Genomic DNA, 2,668 nt, shown 5'->3' with positions numbered 1-2,668 from the left:
GCTCCGCTGCGCTCCGCCTCACTTCACTCCACCTGCTGGTGGTATTAACTTGATACAGTTGATATACATTTACACAAGGAATTTTACACTACCAAAAAAATTAGTATTTCCCTTTTTGCGGATTTATCTTCGTATCTAAAACGGAGGTCATTGGTTCTTCGTATGCTTCCGGGAAGTTTAAGATTGAATACAAATTTTCATAGTAGCCTTGCGTAAGGCTTATATTTCCTGAACATTATTGTTCTTTCCAGTTATATGGTAGTAATGTTTTGATCTGATTGATTGGCATTTCATTAATGTCCCTGCTTAGAACGTCCTTCAGCCAGTTATATGGATTTACATTGTTCAGTTTGCAGGTAACTAATAGGGAATAGAGTAATCCAGCTCTTTGCGCTGCATCATGAGAGCCACAGAAGAGATAGTTTTTTCGGCCTACAGCCACATTTCTCATGCACCTTTCAATCGCATTATTATCGTGTCTATTACGGTGATACTGGGCCAGCCCAAACGGAGGATATAGGTTCTTCGTCAATTTTGGTGGAAGTATATTCCATGAAATCCTTGATTGACGTGGGTAATCAATTTATTTCTATATAGTCAAATACTGCACCTTAATATACCGGTCTATTGATTGTTTTTACCTTATTCATCAGGCCTTCCATCTAAATATTAAGTGGGGAAGCTTCCACCAAAATTGACGAAGAACCAGAGAATAGAAGAAATTATTTAACGGAGACTTTTGGTTGATAGCCCTCATTAAACGCCGATATGAGTGTTTTTCTTCATGCCTGGCTAAATTAATACTGGTGTAGGCCTTGATCTCCGCTCCCGTGGCATCCCACTTTATAACTATGGTGCCGATATTCTTCTTCCTGGTATAAAGAGGCTGTCTTCCCATATATAATGCGCCAGATAGTTATTCTGGAATGCACCACGAAGATATAGACATTAACTATAGAAGAAATACATTTAATAAAATTTACTTTTCAAAATTTAATAACACAAAATGGACTTAGGTACTGACCACTATCATTAAAAATAAATTTTATGTTATAATGTAAATTCATTTATGTTTGCGGAACATTTTTAACCCGAACAAACACAAATTGTTTAACTCATGAAACCAACATTCTGTAAGCTAGCCGCTGTTAGCCTATGTTCATTACTGTTATTTTCCTGTACTAAGAAAGACAACACCCTCGGTGATCTCTCCAAACCTAATGAGAAAGTAAGTCCAGAAATGATCCCTATTACCAAAGGGCAATACGAGTACATCAATTCAATATTCTCTGATACGAAATTAACAAGTAGTTATATTGGAAAGATTAAGGACAGTATAAATACCCTTAAAAGTGCAAAAACTACAGGTAGCTATAATCCAGCTTACCCCAATCAATTCGATGCAAATTATTATGATGAAGTATATAGCACGTATGAAGGTGACCAAGCAAACTTAGTTGGAGGAACGGTTGGTCGTTCAAGATACGATATACAAATGCATTTTGACATTAAAGCCCGACCTTTGCGTTTGATGGTAATACTACCATTTTATTACAATGATTTAACTCCGTCACACCCTAGCGCTTCTCAAGCAGGGCCTGTTCAGCAGATTTTACTTGGAGATAACCTCGGATCCCAGGAACCGTTGGGTTCCCCTCTTTTAAATATTACAGAAGGTTCTTACTCATTTTTTGGTAATGCTGGAGGAAACATAATCGAAAAAAGAACATTAATTACTACATCAGATGGCAACACTACGGTAAAAGGCGGAATTAACGCTGCAGGAGTAGAAGTTGGTGCTACTTTAGCAAACGGCCTCAAGGTTGAAAGTACTACTAGTTCTTTAACAAATGTTCAATGGAGTGTATCGTACAGAGCAGATTTCCTTAATGCTTTCACACCATATAACCCGAAGATAATTCTTAATGGATTTGCAAAATTGACTGGTTCAGTACCTCAATAAAGAAGAAAGGAAATGAAATATCTCAAACTAGCATTTTTTCTGATTTTACCATTTTTTTCGTCCTGTCAGGATACATCTAAACTAAACGTTGATGCACAATACATCTCATTATATCTAAAAGATAAAAATGGGAAAGCCTACTGGAAGGACATGAATGAAATGCCAGCCGGCGATTTCAAATGTCAAGAAAAGGATAATGGTAATTTGATTGTTAGTTTTAATAAAAATGAGGCCCCTTCCGAGTTTATAAATAATACAATAAATTATAAAGAGGAAGTAAGAAAAATTCCTAATGACATTTGTGGTTTCAAATTTAAAGGATTTTATTACCTAGAATCACAGCCAGTCGACTTAGTATATGCATTTTATTACAGCAGCAAAATGTCTAATAGTTTAGTAATGGTTAAGTATATGGGCTTTGATCAGGCAATATTTGGTGCTAATTTCTATTCGGACAAAAAAATCAATCCTTTACAGGAGGCGAATTACAGATTCGACATCAAGTAATAACAATGAAAGCCGGCTCTCTTTTTATAGAGCCGGCTTTCATTGTTACTTTTTTAATAGACTGATAAGCACGGATAGAAAGGCAACTATCAGAGAGATAATAGCGGTAGTGTAAAATTCTTTGTGTAAATGTATATCAACTGTATCAAGTTAATACCACCAGCAGGTGGAGTGAAGTGAGGCGGAGCGCAGCGGAGC

At 36.4% G+C, this 2,668-nt stretch carries 3 protein-coding genes; 2 read left to right on the top strand and 1 reads right to left on the bottom strand.

The window, feature by feature from the left end:
• Nucleotides 1-235 precede the first annotated feature (235 nt).
• Complete coding sequence (locus tag DXN04_RS35685) at nucleotides 236-532, bottom strand: transposase domain-containing protein (protein WP_394337858.1); 297 nt, start codon at nucleotides 530-532, stop codon at nucleotides 236-238.
• A 585-nt stretch (nucleotides 533-1,117) separates the two neighbouring features.
• Between DXN04_RS35685 and DXN04_RS34370 the strand changes: the two genes are divergently transcribed.
• A complete protein-coding gene (locus tag DXN04_RS34370; RefSeq protein WP_116857933.1) occupies nucleotides 1,118-1,963 on the top strand; it encodes a hypothetical protein in 846 nt (281 codons plus the stop codon).
• Between the two features lie 12 nt (nucleotides 1,964-1,975).
• Entirely contained in the window at nucleotides 1,976-2,470 is a 495-nt protein-coding gene (locus DXN04_RS34365) for a hypothetical protein (protein ID WP_116857932.1), read from the top strand.
• Nucleotides 2,471-2,668: the final 198 nt, after the last annotated feature.

The sequence above is a fragment of the Chitinophaga silvisoli genome (genome assembly GCF_003412465.1).
Classification (GTDB): domain Bacteria; phylum Bacteroidota; class Bacteroidia; order Chitinophagales; family Chitinophagaceae; genus Chitinophaga; species Chitinophaga silvisoli.
This window is presented reverse-complemented; position numbering and strand designations above follow the sequence as displayed.